This window comes from Thioalkalivibrio sp. ALMg9 (genome assembly GCF_000380625.1).
In the GTDB taxonomy this organism is placed as follows: Bacteria; Pseudomonadota; Gammaproteobacteria; order Ectothiorhodospirales; family Ectothiorhodospiraceae; genus Thioalkalivibrio; species Thioalkalivibrio versutus.
The window spans coordinates 582,674-602,260 of record NZ_AQYC01000008.1; the positions used below are offsets into that span (position 1 = coordinate 582,674).

The following is a 19,587-nucleotide window of genomic DNA, read 5'->3' on the forward strand; positions in this document are numbered from 1 at the left end:
CCTGATGCGAAAAATTTGGCGCTGCAGAGCGTGTTTCTCTGCCAACTTGTACGGGAATCTGGGGCCCCGGGCCGGGTTTTCAAGGGGCAGCGTGTCCGATACCCCGAAAACCGGCCCGAAAAGACGGCGTCAGGCGCTTTCGTCGATGTTCGGCGAGGTCGGCGCCTTGGAGACCACCACCATCGCCGGGCGCAGCACGCGGTCCTGCAACCGGTACCCCTTCTGCATGGTGGCCACCACGGTGTTCGGCGGGTTCTCCGGGTCTTCCTGCATGGACATCGCCTGGTGACGCTCCGGATCGAAGCGCTGACCGGTCGGGTCCTCGGACTGGATGCCGAACTTCTCGAACACCCGGGTCAGGTTCTTCAGGGTCAGCTCGGCGCCCTCGATGATGCGCTCGACATCCTTGGACTCGCGCGCCGCCTGCAGCCCCAGTTCCAGCGAATCGCCCACCTCCAGCATTTCGGCAGCGAACTTCTCCATTGCGTACTTGTGCGCGTTCTCCAGCTCGCGCTCGAAGCGGCGGCGCTGGTTCTCCAGCTCGGCCTGGGCCCGCAGGGCCTGGTCGCGGCGCTCTTCGGCCAGGGCCTCGAGCTCCTGCAGCCGATCATCCGTGCCACCCTCGGCCTCGGGGGTCTCGTCGTTCCGGGTCTCGAGTTCTTCCGGCTGTTCCTGGGATTCCCGCTGTTCGGACATGCTGGCCTCGCAAATCAATGAAAAACAAAATCGCCCGCCGCGCCGATCACCGGCGGACAGGGTGGATTGGGTTGTCTATCTGGATGCTGGGGGCATTCCCCCCGGTTTCAAGGGGCCGCTACTTCGAATCATCCACCGGGTGATCGCCCAGCGCCGAGCCCAGCAGGCGGGCCGTCACGTCCACAATCGGGATTACCCGGTCGTAGGACATCCGCGTGGGACCAATGACCCCGAGCACGCCCACCACCTCGCCGTCGACACTGTAGGGCGCAGTCACCACCGAACAGTTCTCGAACCAGTCGAGCCCCGATTCGCGGCCGATGAAGATCTGCACCCGGTCGCCGCGGATGCACTGGTCGAGGATGCCGAGGATCTCCTGCTTCTCGTTGAAGGCCTCCAGCAACTGGCGCAGGCGGGCCATGTCCGCCAGCTCCTCGTAGCCGAGCAGGTGGGTCTGGCCAGCCACGACCACGTCGTCCGGGTCCTCGTCGCCCACCGCCTTCTCGCCCAGGTCGATCGCCGCCAGCATCATTGCGTCCAGGTCGTCGCGCACGTCACGCATCTCGCGTAACAGCTCGGCGCGCACCGCATGCAGGCTCTTGCCGGCCAGATGGGCATTCAGGTAGTTCGCCATGCGCTGCAGTTCGTCCTGGCTGAAGTCACGATCCAGTTCCAGCACCCGGTTCTGCACCTCCTTGCCGTCGATCACCAGGATCGCAAGGATGCGGCCCTCGCCCAGGCGCAGGAACTCGATCTGACTGAGCGCCACGTTGCGATGCCGCGGCAGGCGCACCATCCCGGCCATGCGCGTGACCCGCGACAGCAGGTTGCTGGTGGCGTCCATCAGGTCCTGGGTGCTCGCACTCGGATCGAACCCCGACTGGATCGCACGGATATCCTCCGGCGAGGGATTGCGCACCTCCAGCAGGCTGTCGACGAACAGCCGGTAGCCGGCCGGGGTCGGTATGCGCCCGGCCGAGGTATGCGGCGAATGGATCAGCCCCATATCCTCGAGATCCGCCATCACGTTGCGCACGGTGGCGGCGCTCACACTGAGGCCAGAGGTCCGGGCCAGGGTGCGCGAACCGACGGGCTGGCCATCCCGGATATAGCTCTCGATCAGGGTCCGCAACAGGGTGCGGGCCCTGGCGTCCAGATTGATCGTTGCGTTTTCCATGGATCGTCAGCGCTCCACTCGGTCGAGTGCTTAAAGGGTTCAGTCTTGGATCGTGCAGGAATCAGGTCAAGAAACCCCGGGTGCAGTCGCGGTCCCTTTTCCGGATAATGCCGGCATGATGCCAGACTTCAACAAGGTCGGACTGGTCGGCAAGTCCAGCGACTCGCGTACCGCGCCCCTGGTCGCGACCCTGGTGGGTCTGCTGCAGGAGCGCGGCCGCCAGGTCTTCATGGAACAGGAGATCGACGGCTTCGAGCGGCCGGACAGCGTCGGGCTACTGCCACTGGACGAGCTGGCCCACGCGGTAGACCTTCTCATCGTGATCGGCGGCGACGGGACACTGCTGGCCACGGCCCGTGTCACCGCGGATGCCGACACCCCGCTGCTGGGGATCAACCTCGGCCGCCTCGGCTTCCTGGTGGATGTCTCCCCCGACACCGCCCCGGAGGAACTGGGCGAGGTCCTGGATGGCGCCTTCGAGCGCGAACCCCGGGCCATGCTCGAGGCCGAGCTGATCCGCGACGGCGTCACCATCCACCGCGGGATCGCCCTGAATGACGTCGTCCTCCACGTGCTGAGCGTGGTGCGCATTATCGAATTCGACACCGCAATCGACGGCATGGATGTCGGACGCCTGCGGGCCGACGGCCTGGTGATCGCGACCCCCACCGGGTCCACCGCCTACGCGCTGTCCGCCGGCGGGCCGATCCTGACCCCGCAGCTGGACGCGATGGTGCTGGTGCCGGTCTGCCCGCACAGCCTGAATCACCGCCCGCTGGTCGTCAGCGGCCGCTCCACCATCGAGATCCGCCTGTCCAGCGGCAGCCGCTCGCCAGCCCAGGTCGCACTGGATGGCCAGGAGAACGTGGACTTCGCCCCCGGCGACCTGCTGCGCATCCATCGCCGCGAACAGGCCCTGACCCTGATCCACCCCCGCGAACACCACTTCCTGCGCGTGCTCCGCACCAAGCTGCGCTGGGGCGAGCAGCCCTGATCCCATGTTGCATCTGATCAGCATCCGCGACTTCGCGATCATCGACCGGCTGGAACTGGAGCTGGACACCGGCCTGAGCGCCCTGACCGGCGAGACCGGGGCCGGCAAGTCCATCCTGATCGACGTGATCGGCCAGCTACTGGGCGACCGCGCGGACGCCGGCATGGTGCGCGAGGGTGCCGAACAGGCCGATCTGTCGGCCGAGTTCGCCCTGCCCGCCAAGGGCCCGGCCAGCGCCTGGCTGGTCGAACAGGACCTGGCCGCGGCGGACGACGAAAACGTCCTGCTGCGCCGCGTGCTGACCCGCCAGGGGAAGAGCCGCGCCTGGATCAACGGGCGCCCGGTCGCGGTGGGTCAGCTGCGCACCCTGGGCGAATGGCTGGTGGACATCCACGGCCAGCACGCGCATCAGCAGCTCTTGCAGCGCGATACCCAGCGCCACTGGCTGGACGGCTTCCTCGACGGCAACCCGACGCGCGATGTCCGCGAGGCCTACCGCGCCTGGCGCGCTGCGGCGAGCGCCCTGGACCAGGCACGCGAGGCCCAGGCCGACACCTCCGACCGCCTCGACCTGCTGCGCTTCCAGAGCGGAGAACTAGCCGAGCTGGCCCCGGCACAGGACGAATACCCCCGACTGCTGACCGAACAAAACCAGCTCGCCCACGGCACCGAGGTACTCACCGCCCTCCAGACCGCCAGCCAGCAGATCGAGGAGGACAGCGGGCTGGACACGCAGCTGGGCCAGGTCCTGCACGCCCTGCAGGACGCCGCGCAACACGACGAACGGGTCAGTCCGGCGGTCGAGCTGCTGGAATCCGCCCGCATCCAGATCGATGAGGCCGGCGACCACCTGCGCCGCCTGGCCGACGGCATCGAGCTGGACCCGGAACGCCTCGCCGAGCTGGATACTCGCGTCAGCGAATACCTGCGCCTGGCGCGCAAGCACCGGATCGACCCCGAGGCCCTGCCAGGCCTGTTCGATGAACTGCAAACGGAACTGGATGCCCTGGAAAACGGCGATCAGACCGTTGAGGCCCTGGAGGCCCGCGAACAGCAGACCCGCGCGGCCTTCGATACCGCTGCCACGAAACTCACTCAGGCCCGCCGGAAGGCCGCCAGCCGCATCGGACAGTCGGTCACCGAGACCATGCAGGAACTGGGCATGGCTGGCGGCCACTTCGAGATCGGGGTCGAGCCCGCCGACAAGCCGCAGGCCCACGGCGTGGACCACATTGAATTCCGCGTGGCCGCGAACCCCGGTGCTGCGCCGCAGCCGATGGCCAAGGTCGCCTCCGGCGGCGAGCTCTCGCGCATCGGGCTGGCGCTACAGGTACTGGCCAGCGAGCAGCAGACGGTGCCCACGCTGATCTTCGACGAGGTCGACAGCGGCATCAGTGGCGCCGTCGCCGAGGTGGTCGGGCGCAAGCTGCGCAGCCTGGGCGAACGCCATCAGGTCCTGTGCGTGACCCACCTGGCCCAGGTCGCCGCCCAGGCGCACCACCAGCTGGAGGTACAAAAGAGCCACGCCAAGGACGGCACCCGCACCGCGATCCAGCCGCTGGACGACGAACGCCGCGTGGAGGCCCTGGCCCGCCTGATCGGCGGCACCCAGCTCACCGAGACCACCCGCACCCACGCCCGCGAACTCCTCGCCTCCGCCGGCTAGCGCCTCCCCGGAACCACGAATACCAGGGAAACCGTAGGATGAAATGAGCGCAGCGAATCGCATCGTTCAAGACGTGGCACTCACCCCATGGGCCACCTGATGCGATTCGCTGCGCTCATCGGCATCCTACCGCTTTCGGACCGGGCCGCCGGCGTCCCGGGACCACAATGAACGCGCCGCCCGGATCAGGACCGCGCCGGCCAGGCCCCATCCGGCAGGTAGCGCGCATCGGGCGGCAATTGCGGCATCCAGTACACCCACAGGGCCCGTGGACCCTCCTGCGTTCGGGCGGGAACCAGCGCGCGGCGATACTCTCCGCGGCCGTCCGCGCGCACACCTTCGAGGGCATCGATCAGCGGCAGGGTCCGCGCGGGGTCCGGGAGGCGGATCCATTCCCCATGGACTTGTTCGCGGACGGCCCCGGCCGGTCTAGCTGACGCGGGCGTGCGGACGAGCCTCTGGCGGCCCGCATCGCGCACGGGGTCGGCACCCGCCTCCAGAAGGATGCTTGCGCCTGGGATCTGCACCGCCGGATAGCCCACGGGCAGATCAAAGATCGCTCCGGCGATCGATGCGGTGCGTATCTTGATCGCGCGCTCGCAGCATGCACGGTGGTTGGCAAAACCCCGCTTGAGCGTCCCGTAGACGAACAGGTCCACCACCGCCGGCATGGCTACTCCCGCGGCAGACGGACCACCGGGCGCCACAGGCGCGCGGACTCGGGCACCTCGCCGGGCCAGTCCACGACGTAGTCGATCAGTGGCAGGTCCGGGGCGTCCTGCTCGCGGATCACGCGCCCGGCCACTGACACGCGGGCGCGGCGGACCGTCTCCGGATCGCCGCTCAGCAGCGGATGCCAGGCTGGCAGAGGGTGACCCTCGAAGCGCAGCCGGTAGGCGCAGGTCGGTGGCAGCCAGTGATAGTGCGGCAGGTCCTTCCGGGTCAGCTGGATGCAGTCCGGCACGAAGTCGCGGCGGTTCGCGTAGTCGGAGCAGTAGCCGGTCTCGCAGTCGAGCAGATCGCAGGCCAGCCAGGTGAAGGCCAGCTCGCCCGAGTCCTCGTCTTCCAGCTTGTGCAGACAGCAGCGCCCGCAGCCATCGCACAGGGCCTCCCACTCGGCATGGGTCAGGCTCTCGAGCGGGCGCTCCCAGAACGGGCGGTCATCCGTCGGGTTCGACTCACTCATGATCCCCGTGATCCTCGCCCAGACGGCGCCGCCCCTCGTCGCGCAGGCGCTCCACCGTCTGCCCCCAGCGGTCCTGGGTAACGTAATGCATCAGCACGCGGCCGCGCCGCGGGACCAGGATGGCCAACCCCTCCTCGGGGTAGAGCCAGTAACTGTGATCGGAGTCGATACGCAGCCGCTCGCGCGGCTCGCCGAAGCGCTTGGTGATCAGGTCCTCGGTCCATTGCGCGCGGGGGATATAGCTCATCTCGACGATCGGCACATTGCCCAGCGAGGTCAGGGCATTGTCGCTCAGCCCGTAGCGCCGGGCGCCACTGGGCATCGGGCGCTCGGAGGTGACTTCGGACTGAATCCGGTCCAGCGCGGCCTCGTCCAGATCCGGGCGCAGGATCAGGTTGGCCTCGAACGGCGGGATGCGCGCGTTCACGTAATAGGCCTCAAGCGAACGCGAGCCGTCCGCGTCCACGAACAGTCGGATATCCGGCACCGGCAGGCGGTGCATCAGATCCGCCATGGTGGTCTCGCCCAGCACGACCCCCAGCACCCGGGTGCGCTGGCGGTCCCCCACCTCGATCTGCCAGGGCAGATCGGAGAACTGCTGGCTGCGCATCCCGCCGGGGTTGGAATAGACCCACATGGCCAGGGCCAGGATGCCCCCCATCACCACCAGCCCGATGATCCAGCGTATGCCCATTCCGCGATTCCCCTCGAGACAACGTGTAGCCCGCCCGTGGCGGGCGCTGTGCGGCGCCTCGTATAATGCGGCGCTCGCCCGACGACCGGATAACAGCCCACCATGTTCGCACGTTTGTCTGCCTGGATCACCGCCCGCTCCGTCCCCGGCGAAAGCAGCGGGCGCATCCTGGTCCTGGCCCCGCGGGCCACTCTGGAGACCGCCGCCGACTGGCTGCAGAAGCTGGCCGGGTCCGTCGGCCCCATCGCCCTCGGCGTCACCGACTGTGGCCAGGACCGCGAGGCCGAGGACCTGATCGACGGCCTCCCGGCCCTGGCGATGCGCCCCGAACTGGCCGCCACACGTCTGGCGCGCCTGCAACCGCGCGCCATCCTGGTCATCGGCCCCCTGCACGCTGGCGATCTGGACCTGGGACCCGCCCTCGGCGCGGTCCACGTGCCACGCATCTGGATCAATGCCGAGGGTGACGGCGCGGCAGGCGTCGAATGGAATGCGGTCTTCGCTGCACGCGAGGCCGCTACCCCCTCCGGCCCGGTCGAGGTGATCGGCGATCCGATCGCCGGGGCGGTGGAACTGCCGCCCGCGCCATCCGGAGATGCCGGGTTCTGCGAGCGTTTTCGCGAGTACCACGAGAAGGGTCACCCGATCCTGCTGGCACCCAATACTGGCCCGGGCGAGGAGGCCTTCGCCTTCGCCGTGTTGTTCGCGATCCTGCGCAAGAGCGCCGCCATCCTGCTGCTGGCCCCGGCCGACCCGGCACGCCACGAGCCGGTCTATCGCGACGCGATCAAGTACTCCCTGCCGATCATCCGCCACAACCGCTTCATGACGTCCTTCGTGCCGCGCAAGAACCGGGTCTACTACATCGAGGACCCGGAGACCCTGCACGCCGCCTACACCTGCGCCGACGTGACCCTGCCGGGTGGCACCCTGGCCGCCAGCGAGACCCCTCCGGACCTGGGGCTGCCACTGGCCTGTGGCAGCGCGGTGATCTGCGGCCCCGCGCAGCACGAGCGCCATCCGGACGCCGCCACCCGGCTGCGCATCGCGGCCGAACACACCGGCCTGGTCGCCCGCGGCGAGGACCCCGAACAGGTGGCCGAAGAGGTGCTTGCCCGCCTGGCGGAAGGGATTGATCGGCAGGCTCGCCGCGAGCGTCTGGCTGCATGGCAGGCACGGCAGGCCGGCGCCCGCGAGGCTGTTCAAGCCCGCCTGCAAGGCTTGCTCGGCACCTCCTGACGCCTTCCCGGATAGGCTTCCGGTGAAGTGCAACTAATTGATCTATAATTCGGTCGTAGGGTTGCAACCAATAACATAACGAGTTCGAAACGATGATCGACGGCAGCACCTCCCTCGCGGGCATTCAGAAGGGCATGACCAGCATGCGCCAGCAGGCACATACGGTGGCCACCGAGAATGCGGGCAGTCGCGAGGGCATGGGCGCCCAGGTCGGCATGATCGCCAGCCAGAATCAGATCGAGGCCTCGGTGAAGACCCTGCAGGCCGAAGATCGAATGATCGGCTCACTGCTGGATGTGCGCGCCTGAATCCAGGCGACAAGACCACGTAACGATCAGGGGGCTCGACGAGTCACACGATGGAAGTCCCAGTCTCCAACCCCTCAGCTGCAATACCGATCGGCACACGCCCGACCGGAAGCGACCGGCTGGGCCTGGGCCAACTCTCCACCCCGGCGGATTTCGAACGCCCGCTGAACGATCCGGAGGCCGGCGCGGCCCGCCGGCCGCTCGAAGACCGCCCGGAACAGGACGACAACCGGCGCGGTGATACCGAACAGGATCAGGGACTGGCCTTCCCGCGATCGGACCAGGAGATGGCCTCCCGCGCCCGCGTGGCGGCCCAGATCGAGGCGTTCCGCAGCGGCAATGATTCCGCCGAGGCCATGCCGGCGGACGGCGGCCCGCTGAGCGGTGGTGGTGTCGAGGCCCTGCGCCGTCGCGTGGAACTCGCGGTCAGCCTGGCCGGCCCGGCCGAAGAGCCGCGCCGCGAACTGAACGTAGTGATCTAGCCCAACGCCAACCGCAACGCCTTGCCCCTTTCTCAGTCTCAGGGACACCCCAGCGCGAGCGCCCGACCGACCCGCTATTGCAGACGGGGCGAGGAATGGCCCTGCAACCACTCCTGCGCACGCTCACCGGCATGCAGGCGCTGCTCCGGGCTCAGCTCGCGAGCGACCCGCTCGCGGTGCCGCGCGGCGCTCGCAACCCCCATCTCCGCCGCGATCGCATACCACTTGAACGCCGACACGTCGGAACGCTCCACGCCCTCGCCCATCGCGAACAGACGCGCGAGATTGGCCGCACCACGCCCTTCACCGGCCTCGGCCGCCAGCAGGTACCACTGTGCCGCCTGTTCCGGGTCCTGCGGCAGGCCCCGACCCTCGTCGAACTTGAGCCCCAGATTGAACATGGCCTGGGCGTTCCCGCGTTCGGCGGCAATATGGAACCAGCGCGCGGCCTCGTTGGGATTCGCCTCCGGCCCATCACCCTGCTCGAACAGCACCGCCAGGTTGAAGGCCGCATCCGGAAAGCCGGCTTCGGCTGAGCGCTGGTACCACTGCGCGGCCTCGAGCGGATCCCGGGGCAGGTACTGCCCCTCGTCCAGCAGCACGCCAAGATTAAACGCGCACTGCGGATCACCCGCCTCGGCACCCTGGCGCCAAAGGGTCATCGCAGCGTCATGTTCGCCCCGGGCCCAGGCCGAGCGAGCCTGATCGAGGAGGGGGTCGGGTTGGGAGAATTGCGCCATCACTACGGTCCGTGAATTGCTTGGGCATCACTGTAGCGGTGGGTTCGTGATGCGTCGACAAACCGCACGGGGATACGTGATGAGCGCCACGATCGCCTCACCGAAACGGTGGAGTGTGATGAACTTCTCGCAACATATGAGGGGGTATTCCGGTCAACTGGATTGAACGTCATTTTTCCGTTCACATTCACCCCGGATACACAGGAGTTTCCATGAAACATTCCACCAAGATCCTGGCCGCCATGGCCATCGCGCCCCTCGTCTTCCTGATGGGCTGCTCCGACGGCGACATGGGCATGGACGAGTTCGAAGAGCAACAGATGCAGGAACAGCCCGAGACCGGTGAAGGCGGCATGCAGAGCGCCCCACCACCCCAAGACGGCATGCAGCAACAGCAGCCGCCGGAAGGCGAGATGCAGCAGCCCCCGACGGATGACGGCATGGACGAGCAGGGCGGCTCCCTGGAACCCGAGGGTGACGACCGCCTCTGATCCTGCCCCGGATCCATCACCCAGGCGACCAGCTGGCGCTGGTCCGCCACAAAAAAGCCCCGACACGCTGCGCGTGCCGGGGCTTTCACGTACTGCAGGGCAGGAAATCAGTTGCTGAAGGTGTCTTCCATCTCGTCGCCGGCATCCTCCATCGAATCGCCCGCATCGTCCATGGCGTCATCGATGTTCTCGCCGGCCTCTTCCGCCGGGCCCTGATTGTCACACCCCGCGAGGGTGGCACTGCCCAGCGCCATCATCAGGGCAAGCATCAGGATCGTCAGTCGCGATTTCCACATGGTGTTCTCCTTTACCGTAAGGGTCCTTTCTCGCTTCGCCCCCAGTATCCGACAGTTACCCGTCGAACCGGGGACACTCGGGGCGTTGGACCCGGAAGCCCAACATACGATCCGTCTTGCCGGAAACCCGCCGTCCAGAATGTGACGGGCTGCCGATTCCGGTTTCCCATACAAGAAGACCGCACCCGAGGAAGGTGCGGTCTGCGGTGCAAGAGACACCGACTCAGAACCGGTGCGTCAACCCGACCGAGAACGTACGCGGTTCGTTGGGCCGGGCACCGTCCGGGGAGCGGGCGATGATTTGTTGCTCATCCAGCACATTGCTCACCCGGGCATAGAGGTCGGTGTTCCTGCCCAGGGGATACTGGCTCACCAGGTCGATCGTCGTCAGCGACTCGGTGCGGTCGAATGCGCCCGCGCTCCGGTTACAGCCATCGCTATTGCAGGTCGCGTCGATGTACTTCACGACCGCGTAGTGGTTCCAGCCACTCGCGTGCTCGAGGCCCCCTCGAAGGCTGAACTGGTGGCGCGGGATCCCCTGCAAGCGATCGCCCTCTTGCTGCCCCGAGGCCGGGTTGTCCGCGCTGGCCTTGGCGCTGGTGTAGGTGTAGCTGGCCTCCAGGGGCGCGTGGAAGGATCCCAGGTCCACCCCCGTGGAGGCCCGCAACTCCAGTCCGGAGATGACCGCCTCCCCGGTCGTGAAGGTCCCGGAGGTGGAACCGTCCGAGCAGGGCGTCGCCACCGAGCAGTTCTGCACGAAGTCGGAGAAATCGCTGTAGAAACCAATCGCCTCGACAAACGCATTGTCGCCCTGATACCGGGCGCCCAGTTCCCAGTTCGTGCTGGTTTCCGGGGCCTGGTCTTCGGTCGCACCGCCCCCCAGGGGAGCAAACCCACGGTGAACCCCCGCCAGCAGTTGCCAGCGATCCGTGAAATCGTAGGTCAGCGAGGCCCCCGGCAGCCAGACGCTGCTCGAATTGGAGCGCCGCGAATCCACGACGTTTCGCTGCGTATCGGCATACTGGGTCCGCGAGGTCTCGACATCCTCGTAGCGCAGCAGCAGGTTCGCGGTCAGCCGGTCATTGACGTACCACTCGTCGGCGAGCCAGAAGCTCCAGGCCTGCGCATCCTCGAACCGGTTGTTGCTGCCCGTCGGCTGGATGGTCTCCTGGTAGACGAGGGAACCGTTCACCTGATCGTAGATGTCGTCCGGCTGGAAGCGGTCCATCTCGTCCTGGTGATAACGGACACCCGCACGCAGCCAGTGGTCCCCGAAGTCCATGCCCAGTTCGGTCTGGATACCCTCGGAGACATATTCGCGGTTGTTGTTGCGGTAGGTCAGCCCCGCCACATCGTCTTCGCCCCGGAGGATTCGGTGCGCGGTCGCATCGCCCCGATTGGCGTCGTCAATGAACGCGCCACCCCCGCCTAGCTTGAACCAGTTTCGGGCGAATTCGTTGCGGTACAACGTGGTGGCCATGCGCACGCGCTCGGACCAGTCGATGTCGTGCGTGACGCTCAGACCGAGGTGGTCGTTCTCCATCTGATCGATCCCGGACAGGCCATAGCGCCGATTGGGATCACGCGCGAAATCCGCATCGGTCAGGCCAAGATAGGTCTCGTTGGACGTTTCCTCCGAGTACTGGACCTTGGCCTCGATGCTCTGGCGCTCGCCGTCCCAGCGCAGCTTGCCGACATAGTCCTGAATGTCGTAGCCGGTATCGCGGTTGCTGCGATCGATATCCTTGAAGCCGGCCCCTCTGCGCTGGACGGTCTCGACCATGTAGCTCCAGTCACCGGAACGATCCCCGAACATCGCGTGCACGTCGGTGCCGCCCCGATCGTTCACCACCGTTTCGATGGAACCTCCGCGTTCCCGGGGGATGGGCGTGGACACCAGATTGATCACACCCCCGGTGGTCTGCGGCCCGTGGCGCAACAGCGGGGCCCCCTTGAGCACTTCGATCTCGTTGATCCGCATCATGGTCGGGAAATAGTAGGCCGCCGGGTTGGAATACGGTGCCGGGGCGATCAGCACGTTGTCCTCCATCAGGGTCACCTTGCTGCTGCGGCCCGGAGGCGCTGCACGGATCCCGATATTGGGACGCAGACCCGCCCCGTCTTCCTCCTGCACATACACGCCAGGCACGGTCTTGAGCGCCTGGTGGATGTCCGTGGTCCCTTCGGTTTCCAGCTGTTCGCGACCCACCACGGCCGCCGAGCCGGGCAGCCGCTGCGTCGCGGTCACGTCTCCGAGGATTTGCACCGGCGCCAGCCGGGCCTCGGTTCCGGATTCGGCTGTCGGGGCGGCCTCGTCGGCATGCAGCGCGGGAATCCCCACGGCCCCGGCAATTGCGAGTACGACGGCACGTCGCCTCCATACCCCGGAGTTGCGCGAGTGGTCGGCGGGTCGTGCGATTCGGCGGCTTGCCAGATGGTTTCGAGCCATGGTTGTCTCCCTTGAGTTGGCCAGCATCAACACCGCCACGGACGCCGGGGCGCCGCGGATCGGTGACGGATTGGAGGCTGGCTGAGGGAGAGACTCCCCTGGCTGGCAGGAGCCGCGGTGTGGACCGCGGCTGGTGTTTCACGGGGTTTACTTGGTCAGGATCAGCTTGTCGTTGGCGGTCCGGCGCAGGGTGTACCACTCGCCGCGGTGGCAGATGCGGATCTGCCGCGCGGGGCCCAGCAGCTGCTCGCTGGCGATCTCGCGCGGGCCCGGATCCTCGCGGACAGCCGGCTTGCCGGATGGATGCGTTCCGGAATTCATTGTTCCCCCTCCGGTTCGGAGACGAAGGCCATGCGGCTCACCCCGGACTGGCGCACCTCGGCCATCACCCGGGCCAGGCGTTCGTAACGCGTGTCACGATCCGCGCGCAGATAGATCACGATGTCCGGTTGTGTCTCCAGCGCCTCGCGCAGGCGCGCCGGGAGACGCCCCAGCGAGACCGACTCGTTGTTCCAGTACAGGTCGCCGCTTCCGTCCAGGGACAGCGTCACGCTGTCCGGCAGCTCGTCCACCGGCTCGCTGGTGGCCTGAGGAAGATCCAGGTCCACCGAGTGGGTAATCACCGGTGCAGTGATGATGAAGATCACCAGCAGCACCAGCATCACATCCACCAGCGGGATCACGTTCATGTCCGACATTGGTTCGCTGGTGTCGCCCATGCGTCCGAAGGCCATGGCTTAGCCCTCCTGGTGCAGGCCGTCGTCCGGCAGTGCATGCGGATCGGTGCGGCGGTCACGCGCCTCGCGAGCATTGCCGGGCTTCAGGTCAGAGTGCATCAGCAGCGCATGCACATCGTGTGCAAAGGCCTCGAAGTCCTGATGCAACAGGCGCTGGGAGCGATTGAAGATGTTGAAGAAGGCCACCGCCGGGATCGCCGCGGCCAGGCCGGCGGCCGTCGCCACCAGGGCCTCGCCGAGCGGACCCGCCACCAGATCCATGGACACCGACGACTCCTGTGAGATGTCGATCAGGGCGCCATGGATACCCCAGACGGTACCGAGGAGTCCGACAAAGGGCGCCAGCGCCCCGACCGAGGCGAACACGATATTGCCGGCCTGCATGCGCAGCAGCTGGCGGTCCATCGCCTGGCGAATCCGGCGCACCACGTGGTCATCCAGGCGCTGCTCGGCCTTGTCCGACCCATCACGCACCCCGCGGTAGTCGTCGAACGCGGCAAACGCCTCCTGACCGATCACCGCCAGCGGGCCGCGCTGGTCGTGGATCGCATCGTGGAAGGCCGGCGCCGTCTGGCTGGCATCGAAGGCCGCCAACGCGGCGCGGTTGTCGCGACGCACGCCAATCAGCGTCAGCAGCTTGCTCGCGGCAATCGCCCAGGTCGCGACGGACATCAGCAGCAGGATCGCGAAGACCGCGACCAGCACCGGGTCACCATGGCGAAACACGTAGAAGACATCGAACTCGTTCATGCAATCATCCCCGGCTGCGCAGCGCTTCATGCGCCGGCCTTGTCATCGAATCGAAAAGTCCATCGGTACGAGCACCACGCCCTCCACCGCACGTCCCCCACGGCGGGCAGGCTCGAACTCCCAATGCTCGATCGCCGCTTCGGCGGCATCGTCCAGGCGCCGGTGGCCGCTGCTCTCCTCCACCGACCAGTCCAGCGGCTGCCCCTGCGCGGAGACCCGGACTCGCAGCAGGACGGTACCCTCCTCCCCTCGGCGCAACGAGATTCGCGGATAGTCCGGCGGCGGGTTATTCAGGTACTCCGCCCCGAACCCCGGCTCCTCGAAGGGCTCGTCCTCTTGGCCCACCGGACCACCGGGGGCCGCCTCCGTCGCCGGCTCCTGGTCTTCGGCCGGCCCGGACGCGCCCAAACGACTCGGTTCTGGCTCCGGTTCTGGCTCCGGTTCTGGCTCCGGTTCTGGCTCCGGTTCTGGCTCTGGCTCTGGCTCTGGCTCTGGTTCCGGCTCTGGTTCCGGCTCTGGTTCCGGCTCTGGTTCCGGCTCTGGTTCTGGTTCTGGTTCTGGTTCTGGTTCTGGTTCTGGTTCTGGTTCTGGTTCTGGTTCTGGTTCCGGTTCCGGTTCCGGTTCCGGTTCCGGTTCCGGTTCCGGTTCCGGTTCCGGTTCCGGTTCCGGTTCATCAAGTGTCTCGGTCACGGCGTCGGGTTCAACGACCGCCGTTTCTTGCCCGGTCGGGTCAGGCAACACCGCATCCAGTTCGACCCAGTGTGCCTCCATGCCCCCGCCCCGGGTGCCAGCCAACTCCGGTGCGGCATCACGCATCACCCATAGCGAGCCCAGTATCCCGCCGTGCAGCGCGAAGCTCACGGCCACGCCCAGCGCCAACGCACGACGACTGCCGGAAGGGGATATGGAAAAACGGTGGGTCATGGATGAGCTAGCTCGCCGCAGGACACGAATGTATAGACGCCTTGACCGAAGAGAAGCTAACCCGCTCGCACATCGGCGCGTATGGGTCACGCATCTCCCAGAATCCGACTATCGCGGCTGGCCGGCGGATTGCCAAGTCACTGCCCACGAACAGAGCGCACCCTACCCTTAATGCGAATGGTTTGCAATACCAGTCGCATATGGCGCCATTCGCTCCGGATCGATACGCGGCAGCCCGGGTCAACTTTCTTCGGGTCCAAAACGATAAAACCCGCCCCGGCGGCACCGGGGCGGGTCGAAAAAGGCGGCTAGGCCGGCGGTATCGCCGGCCAGGCGCGATCAGTGCTGGTGACCGCCCTCGCCGTGGGCGTGGCCGTGCTCCAGCTCTTCGGCCGAGGCCTCGCGGACTTCGACGATCTCGACGTCGAAGTTCAGGGTCTCGCCGGCCAGCGGATGGTTGCCATCGACCGTGGCGGTGTCGCCCTCGACCTTGGTCACGGTGACCGTCAGCGGGCCGTTTTCGGTCTGCGCCTGGAACTGCATCCCCGGCTCGACGGATTCGACGCCCTGGAAGGCCTCCATCGGGATCTCCTGAACCATGGCGTCGATCTTCTCGCCATAGCCTTCTTCCGGGGAGACCTTCGCCTGGACCTTGTCACCGGCGGCCTTGCCTTCCAGCTCCTTTTCCAGGCCCGGGACAATCTGGCCTTGTCCGTGCAGGTAGGCCAGCGGCTCGCGGCCTTCGGAGCTGTCGATCTTCTCGCCAGCATCGTTGGTCAGGGTGTAGTGGATGGCCACCACGGCGTTCTGCGCGACTTGCATGGGCTTTGCCCTCTTAATACATGAACTTTTAAGGGTAACGCGGAATATCGCTCCACGTCAGGTCCACCCGCCGGACACGCGGTTTCCGGCGGGTGGGTGTCCGCCAGGTCAGGCGGCCTTCTGCAATAGCAGTCGGTTCAACCGGGCGACGAAGCCGCTCGGGTCCTCCAGCTGCCCGCCCTCGGCCAGCAGGGACTGCTCGAACAGCAAGGAGGCCAGGTCGTTGAAGTCGTCGCCTTCCGCGGCCTTGAGGCGTGCGACCAGCGGATGGCCCGGGTTGACCTCCAGCACCGGCTTGCCGGAGAAGGTCTCCTGGCCCGCCTGTTTCAGCAGTTCCTGCAGATAGAGCGCCATCTCGTGCTCGCCAAGCACGATACAGGCCGGGGACTCCACCAACCGCCGCGAGGGCCGCACGCTCTCCACGCGGTCGCCCAGGGCCTGCTGCAGACGTTCCGGCAGATCGCCCAGGTCGCCCTCCGCGGCTTGTTCGCCGGTCTCGTCCTTCTGCTCGACGTCCTCGCCGATGATCTTGTCGAGGTCCAGGTCACCCTTGGCGACATTCTTGATGGGCTTGCCGTCGAACTCGCGCAGGTGGGACAGCAGCCACTCGTCGACCCGGTCCGACAGCAACAGGACCTCGATCCCGTGCTTGCGGAAGATCTCCAGGTGCGGGCTGTTGCGCGCGGCGGAGGCATTGTCGGCAGTGATCAGGTAGATCGCCTCCTGGCCCTCCTTCATGCGCTCGAGGTAATCCGCCAGCGCGACATTCTGGGTGTCGTCGCTGTTATGGGTGCTGGCAAAGCGCAGCAGCTTCGCAATGGCTTCCTGGTTGGCGAAATCCTCGCCCGGGCCCTCCTTCAGCACCCGCCCGAAGTTCTGCCAGATCTCGGCGTACGTCTCGGGCTCGTTCTTGGCGATGCTTTCCAGCAGCCCCAGGATCTTCTTCACCGAACCGGAGCGGATCGAGTCCACCAGGCGGTTGTCCTGCAGGATCTCGCGCGAGACGTTCAGCGGCAGGTCCGCCGAGTCCACCACCCCGCGCACGAAGCGCAGGTAGTTGGGCAGCAGCTTGTCCGCGTCGTCCATGATGAACACCCGCTTCACGTAGAGCTTCACCCCGTGGCGGGCATCGCGATCCCAAAGGTCGAACGGCGCGCGCTTCGGTATGTAGAACAGCGTGGTGTATTCCTGCCGGCCCTCCACGTGGTTGTGGGTCCAGGCGGCCGGATCCTCGAAGTCGTGCGCGACGTGCTTGTAGAACTCCCGGTATTCCTCGTCGCTGATCTCGCTCTTCGAGCGAGTCCACAGCGCGCTGGCACGGTTCACGGTCTCCCAGTCGTCGGCAGGGTTGTCCTCCTCGTCCTGCTTGCGCATGCGGATCGGGAACGCCACATGGTCCGAGTAGCGCCCGATGATGTGGCGCAGACGCACGGGCTCGAGAAACTCGCCGGCGTCTTCCTTCAGCGTCAGGGTGATCTCGGTCCCGGCCTCGGTGCGCTCGCATGGGGTAATGGTGTATTCACCGTCGCCACGCGACTCCCAGCGGGTACCCGCATCCTGTTCGCTGCCGGCGCGGCGCGTCTCCAGGCGCACGTGGTCGGCGACGATGAACGACGAGTAGAAACCCACCCCGAACTGACCAATCAGCTGGGAATCCTTTTTCTGGTCGCCAGTCAGCTTCTCGAGAAACGCCTTGGTACCCGAGCGTGCGATGGTGCCGATATGTTCGACCACCTCGTCACGTGACATGCCGATGCCGTTGTCGCGCACCGTAACGGTCCGCGCCTCCGCGTCCACCTCGACGTCAATCACCAGCTCCGCCGGCTGCGGGATCGCGTCCGGCTGGGCCAGGGCCTCGAAACGCAGCTTGTCACAGGCATCGGCGCCGTTGGAGATCAACTCACGCAGGAAGATCTCGCGATTGGAATAAAGCGAGTGGATCATCAGCTGCAGAAGCTGGCTGACCTCGGTCTCGAAGCGGCGAGTTTCGGTGCTGGGTTCGGTCTGGGTTTCGGTCATGGCGTGCGTGTCCCTTGATTGTTCTCGACACGTCGTAAGGTAGGGTCGCCTGTCCCGTTTTCAAGGACCGCGGCCTGGTAAAGTCCGCCCGCTCCTTCCGGATCCAGCAGTGCCCAGACCGGCGCGAGCAGCTCCGGAAGCTGCTCCTCCAGCTGCCACGGCGGACGCAGCACCAGCATCCCGGAGCCCGCCAGCCCGAGGTGGCGCTCCGGGTCGGCGGCGATACGCAACTCGCTGACCAGCCAGGGATCGTCCAGCTCGGCGCGTAACTGTTCGCGCATCGGGTGATCCGGCCGGCCTGCGAGAATGGGGTACCAGACCAGGATGATCCCGGTGTTCCAGCGCCGACGGATGGTCGCCACCATCTCCGCCAGCTCGCGATACTCCGACTTGCGCTCGTAGGACGGGTCCAGCAGGACCAGACCGCGGCGTGGCTCCGGCGGAAACAGCGCTCGCGCGGCCTCGCGCGCGTCACGCTTGTGCACATGGCAGCGTGAATCGCCGGCGAGGCGCGTCTGCAGCCGATCATAGGCCTCCGGATGGAGTTCGCACGCGATCAGGCGATCGCGTTCTCGCAACCGCGCCTGAATCAGCAACGGGGACCCCGGATATTCGGTAAGGCGCGGGGGCTTCGGCTGCATCCCCCGCAGCGTCTGCAGGAACGTGCGGCCCGCGGATGGCCAGACCGGATCCGCAGACCACAGGCGTGCGATACCGGAGGTGGCCTCGTCGGTCTTGCGTGCCCGCGCGCTGGTCAGGTCGTAGCCCCCGGCGCCAGCGTGCAGGTCCACGGCCACGAAGGGTTTCTCGCGCCCACGCAGCGCTTCCAGCACCTGCCACAGGACCAGATGCTTGTGGACGTCGGCAAAATTGCCGGCGTGGTAGTCATGTTGGTAGCTGAGCATGCGTCCCTCAAACAAAAAGCCACCGCGAGGGTACCCGCGGTGGCTCAAGAAGGGCAGCCCGGAAGGACCACCCTCGACCGTGTGAACGGCTTACTGGTTGACCGGCGAGTCCGGATCCAGAAGATACGCCATGACGTGCGCAATCTGTTCCTCGCTGAGGAAGTTGTTGCGTCCGAACCGCGGCATCTTGGTGCACGGGAAGTACTGGTGGGGGTTGGACACCACCTGGTGCACGTAATTCACCACCGAACTGTCATTACCACGGGTGGCCCCGTAACCGGCCAGGCTCGGACCCAGGGTGCCGTAAAGCTCCTCGGCCGGATCCATCTGATGGCAGGCGTAACAGTTACCGCCTGCCTCGCGGGTACCATGGTCATCGTTTCGATGACCGATACGGTAGCCATACCCGGAGCGCGCCAACTCGGCGCCACGGCGCCAGTTGCCCAGGCGCGGACCACCCGGCGGCTCCTCGTAGCTTTCGCGGGCCATGGCGATCACCTCGCCTGCGGTCCCGGAATCCGGATCGCCCTCGATCGAACAGGCGGCCTGAATGCCATCCTGCACCATGCGATCACGGGCCGACCCACCTTCCTGTGCCTCCTGCTCGAAACGATAACTGTCCGTTTCCAGCACGAGGTAATCTGCCAATTCGTCGGCGCTCATCGCCGTAATGTCGACCTCGCCACTGGTCTCGCCCATCCAGCCATCGCAACCCGCGATCAGCACCGTGGACGCCAGAACGGCCAAGCCCGCCCCAACTGTCTTGTTCCTAAGCATCCCTGATGTCTCCTCTTGCGTCGGCTATTGCCGCTTCTTGCCGATCATCGTGCCGGCGTCTTCCAGGCGTAGGCCCGGCTGCCTCCAGGCCCGATGGAGAACAGGTCCCGGATCAACGGCCCATGGCCGCAAAGTAGATAGACCCATGCGCGGGTCCGTCAGGAAAAACCACCGCGAGCCCTCCCGCGGTGGTTCCAAAAAAGGGCAGCCCCGGAAGGCTGCCTAGAACCAGCGT

Annotated in this window: 22 protein-coding genes; 6 read left to right on the forward strand and 16 right to left on the reverse strand. The window is 66.5% G+C overall.

Annotation, left to right across the window (positions count from 1 at the left end; all coding sequences use genetic code 11):
* Positions 1-129 precede the first annotated feature (129 nt).
* Positions 130-696: a nucleotide exchange factor GrpE gene (gene grpE, locus F792_RS0108160; RefSeq protein WP_018169153.1), complete on the reverse strand. Its 567-nt coding sequence runs from the start codon at positions 694-696 to the stop codon at positions 130-132.
* A 118-nt stretch (positions 697-814) separates the two neighbouring features.
* A complete protein-coding gene (hrcA, locus tag F792_RS0108165) occupies positions 815-1,873 on the reverse strand; it encodes a heat-inducible transcriptional repressor HrcA (protein WP_018145342.1) in 1,059 nt (352 codons plus the stop codon).
* Positions 1,874-1,988: 115 nt separating this feature from the next.
* On the opposite strand from hrcA, the gene F792_RS0108170 reads away from it, so the two are divergent.
* Both F792_RS0108170 and recN read left to right on the forward strand, forming a co-directional pair.
* Positions 1,989-2,867, forward strand: a complete 879-nt coding sequence (locus F792_RS0108170) for an NAD(+) kinase (RefSeq protein WP_018169154.1) — start codon at positions 1,989-1,991, stop codon at positions 2,865-2,867.
* 4 nt (positions 2,868-2,871) lie between these two features.
* Positions 2,872-4,533, forward strand: coding sequence for a DNA repair protein RecN (gene recN / locus F792_RS0108175; protein ID WP_018169155.1), 1,662 nt, complete (start codon positions 2,872-2,874; stop codon positions 4,531-4,533).
* Between the two features lie 185 nt (positions 4,534-4,718).
* On the opposite strand, the gene F792_RS0108180 is transcribed toward recN, so the two are convergent.
* From F792_RS0108180 to F792_RS0108190, 3 genes are read right to left on the reverse strand one after another with little or no spacing between them, the layout of a single operon-like run.
* On the reverse strand, positions 4,719-5,204 hold the full coding sequence (locus F792_RS0108180; protein WP_018169156.1) for a gamma-glutamylcyclotransferase: 486 nt from the start codon (positions 5,202-5,204) through the stop codon (positions 4,719-4,721).
* A 2-nt stretch (positions 5,205-5,206) separates the two neighbouring features.
* Positions 5,207-5,719, reverse strand: coding sequence for a YcgN family cysteine cluster protein (locus tag F792_RS0108185; RefSeq protein WP_018145338.1), 513 nt, complete (start codon positions 5,717-5,719; stop codon positions 5,207-5,209).
* Positions 5,712-6,413 (reverse strand): hypothetical protein, encoded by a 702-nt coding sequence (locus F792_RS0108190; protein WP_018169157.1) that lies wholly within the window; start codon positions 6,411-6,413, stop codon positions 5,712-5,714. The genes F792_RS0108185 and F792_RS0108190 overlap by 8 nt, the downstream gene beginning before the upstream one ends.
* 102 nt (positions 6,414-6,515) lie before the next feature.
* Here F792_RS0108190 and F792_RS0108195 point away from each other — a divergent pair, with 102 nt between their 5' ends.
* The 3 genes from F792_RS0108195 to F792_RS0108205 all read left to right on the forward strand — a co-directional run bounded on the left by F792_RS0108195 (position 6,516) and on the right by F792_RS0108205 (position 8,442).
* A complete protein-coding gene (locus F792_RS0108195) occupies positions 6,516-7,652 on the forward strand; it encodes a hypothetical protein (RefSeq protein ID WP_018169158.1) in 1,137 nt (378 codons plus the stop codon).
* A 92-nt stretch (positions 7,653-7,744) separates the two neighbouring features.
* Positions 7,745-7,960 (forward strand): hypothetical protein, encoded by a 216-nt coding sequence (locus F792_RS0108200; protein ID WP_018145335.1) that lies wholly within the window; start codon positions 7,745-7,747, stop codon positions 7,958-7,960.
* A gap of 50 nt (positions 7,961-8,010) precedes the next feature.
* The gene (locus tag F792_RS0108205; RefSeq protein ID WP_018169159.1) at positions 8,011-8,442 is read left to right on the forward strand and encodes a hypothetical protein; all 432 of its coding nucleotides are present in this window, start codon (positions 8,011-8,013) and stop codon (positions 8,440-8,442) included.
* Positions 8,443-8,516: 74 nt separating this feature from the next.
* Here the strand turns inward: F792_RS0108205 and F792_RS0108210 are convergent, their stop codons facing one another.
* Positions 8,517-9,182 carry a tetratricopeptide repeat protein gene (locus F792_RS0108210; protein ID WP_018145333.1) on the reverse strand — a complete coding sequence of 222 codons (666 nt, stop codon included), beginning with the start codon at positions 9,180-9,182 and terminating at the stop codon, positions 8,517-8,519.
* A gap of 212 nt (positions 9,183-9,394) precedes the next feature.
* On the opposite strand from F792_RS0108210, the gene F792_RS0108215 reads away from it, so the two are divergent.
* On the forward strand, positions 9,395-9,673 hold the full coding sequence (locus F792_RS0108215; RefSeq protein ID WP_018169160.1) for a hypothetical protein: 279 nt from the start codon (positions 9,395-9,397) through the stop codon (positions 9,671-9,673).
* A gap of 107 nt (positions 9,674-9,780) precedes the next feature.
* On the opposite strand, the gene F792_RS0108220 is transcribed toward F792_RS0108215, so the two are convergent.
* The 10 genes from F792_RS0108220 to soxX all read right to left on the reverse strand — a co-directional run bounded on the left by F792_RS0108220 (position 9,781) and on the right by soxX (position 19,352).
* Positions 9,781-9,969, reverse strand: a complete 189-nt coding sequence (locus tag F792_RS0108220) for a hypothetical protein (protein WP_018145331.1) — start codon at positions 9,967-9,969, stop codon at positions 9,781-9,783.
* Positions 9,970-10,192: 223 nt separating this feature from the next.
* The gene (locus F792_RS0108225; RefSeq protein ID WP_018169161.1) at positions 10,193-12,310 is read right to left on the reverse strand and encodes a TonB-dependent receptor domain-containing protein; all 2,118 of its coding nucleotides are present in this window, start codon (positions 12,308-12,310) and stop codon (positions 10,193-10,195) included.
* A gap of 255 nt (positions 12,311-12,565) precedes the next feature.
* A complete protein-coding gene (gene hemP, locus F792_RS14585; protein WP_018169162.1) occupies positions 12,566-12,739 on the reverse strand; it encodes a hemin uptake protein HemP in 174 nt (57 codons plus the stop codon).
* Positions 12,736-13,152 carry a biopolymer transporter ExbD gene (locus tag F792_RS0108235; protein ID WP_018169163.1) on the reverse strand — a complete coding sequence of 139 codons (417 nt, stop codon included), beginning with the start codon at positions 13,150-13,152 and terminating at the stop codon, positions 12,736-12,738. The genes hemP and F792_RS0108235 overlap by 4 nt, the downstream gene beginning before the upstream one ends.
* 3 nt (positions 13,153-13,155) lie before the next feature.
* Positions 13,156-13,905 carry a MotA/TolQ/ExbB proton channel family protein gene (locus tag F792_RS0108240; protein ID WP_018169164.1) on the reverse strand — a complete coding sequence of 250 codons (750 nt, stop codon included), beginning with the start codon at positions 13,903-13,905 and terminating at the stop codon, positions 13,156-13,158.
* 42 nt (positions 13,906-13,947) lie between these two features.
* Positions 13,948-14,676 (reverse strand): energy transducer TonB, encoded by a 729-nt coding sequence (locus tag F792_RS14590; RefSeq protein WP_369772411.1) that lies wholly within the window; start codon positions 14,674-14,676, stop codon positions 13,948-13,950.
* 492 nt (positions 14,677-15,168) lie between these two features.
* Positions 15,169-15,651 (reverse strand): peptidylprolyl isomerase, encoded by a 483-nt coding sequence (locus F792_RS0108255; RefSeq protein WP_018169167.1) that lies wholly within the window; start codon positions 15,649-15,651, stop codon positions 15,169-15,171.
* A gap of 108 nt (positions 15,652-15,759) precedes the next feature.
* Positions 15,760-17,670: a molecular chaperone HtpG gene (gene htpG / locus F792_RS0108260; RefSeq protein ID WP_018169168.1), complete on the reverse strand. Its 1,911-nt coding sequence runs from the start codon at positions 17,668-17,670 to the stop codon at positions 15,760-15,762.
* The gene (locus tag F792_RS0108265; protein ID WP_018169169.1) at positions 17,667-18,575 is read right to left on the reverse strand and encodes a 23S rRNA (adenine(2030)-N(6))-methyltransferase RlmJ; all 909 of its coding nucleotides are present in this window, start codon (positions 18,573-18,575) and stop codon (positions 17,667-17,669) included. The genes htpG and F792_RS0108265 overlap by 4 nt, the downstream gene beginning before the upstream one ends.
* A gap of 90 nt (positions 18,576-18,665) precedes the next feature.
* On the reverse strand, positions 18,666-19,352 hold the full coding sequence (soxX, locus tag F792_RS0108270; protein WP_026182086.1) for a sulfur oxidation c-type cytochrome SoxX: 687 nt from the start codon (positions 19,350-19,352) through the stop codon (positions 18,666-18,668).
* Between the last annotated feature and the right edge of the window lie 235 nt (positions 19,353-19,587).

Coding starts and splice junctions, on each gene's coding strand:
- soxX (WP_026182086.1), bottom strand. CDS start 19,352: ATGCTTAGGAACAAGACAGTTGGGGCGGGCTTGGCCGTTCTGGCGTCC.
- F792_RS0108210 (WP_018145333.1), bottom strand. CDS start 9,182: ATGGCGCAATTCTCCCAACCCGACCCCCTCCTCGATCAGGCTCGCTCG.
- recN (WP_018169155.1), top strand. CDS start 2,872: ATGTTGCATCTGATCAGCATCCGCGACTTCGCGATCATCGACCGGCTG.
- F792_RS0108195 (WP_018169158.1), top strand. CDS start 6,516: ATGTTCGCACGTTTGTCTGCCTGGATCACCGCCCGCTCCGTCCCCGGC.
- F792_RS0108190 (WP_018169157.1), bottom strand. CDS start 6,413: ATGGGCATACGCTGGATCATCGGGCTGGTGGTGATGGGGGGCATCCTG.
- F792_RS0108255 (WP_018169167.1), bottom strand. CDS start 15,651: ATGCAAGTCGCGCAGAACGCCGTGGTGGCCATCCACTACACCCTGACC.
- F792_RS0108265 (WP_018169169.1), bottom strand. CDS start 18,575: ATGCTCAGCTACCAACATGACTACCACGCCGGCAATTTTGCCGACGTC.
- F792_RS0108205 (WP_018169159.1), top strand. CDS start 8,011: ATGGAAGTCCCAGTCTCCAACCCCTCAGCTGCAATACCGATCGGCACA.
- F792_RS0108185 (WP_018145338.1), bottom strand. CDS start 5,719: ATGAGTGAGTCGAACCCGACGGATGACCGCCCGTTCTGGGAGCGCCCG.
- grpE (WP_018169153.1), bottom strand. CDS start 696: ATGTCCGAACAGCGGGAATCCCAGGAACAGCCGGAAGAACTCGAGACC.
- F792_RS0108235 (WP_018169163.1), bottom strand. CDS start 13,152: ATGGCCTTCGGACGCATGGGCGACACCAGCGAACCAATGTCGGACATG.
- F792_RS0108240 (WP_018169164.1), bottom strand. CDS start 13,905: ATGAACGAGTTCGATGTCTTCTACGTGTTTCGCCATGGTGACCCGGTG.
- F792_RS0108170 (WP_018169154.1), top strand. CDS start 1,989: ATGATGCCAGACTTCAACAAGGTCGGACTGGTCGGCAAGTCCAGCGAC.
- F792_RS0108215 (WP_018169160.1), top strand. CDS start 9,395: ATGAAACATTCCACCAAGATCCTGGCCGCCATGGCCATCGCGCCCCTC.
- F792_RS0108200 (WP_018145335.1), top strand. CDS start 7,745: ATGATCGACGGCAGCACCTCCCTCGCGGGCATTCAGAAGGGCATGACC.
- hrcA (WP_018145342.1), bottom strand. CDS start 1,873: ATGGAAAACGCAACGATCAATCTGGACGCCAGGGCCCGCACCCTGTTG.
- hemP (WP_018169162.1), bottom strand. CDS start 12,739: ATGAATTCCGGAACGCATCCATCCGGCAAGCCGGCTGTCCGCGAGGAT.
- F792_RS14590 (WP_369772411.1), bottom strand. CDS start 14,676: ATGGAGGCACACTGGGTCGAACTGGATGCGGTGTTGCCTGACCCGACC.
- F792_RS0108180 (WP_018169156.1), bottom strand. CDS start 5,204: ATGCCGGCGGTGGTGGACCTGTTCGTCTACGGGACGCTCAAGCGGGGT.
- F792_RS0108220 (WP_018145331.1), bottom strand. CDS start 9,969: ATGTGGAAATCGCGACTGACGATCCTGATGCTTGCCCTGATGATGGCG.
- htpG (WP_018169168.1), bottom strand. CDS start 17,670: ATGACCGAAACCCAGACCGAACCCAGCACCGAAACTCGCCGCTTCGAG.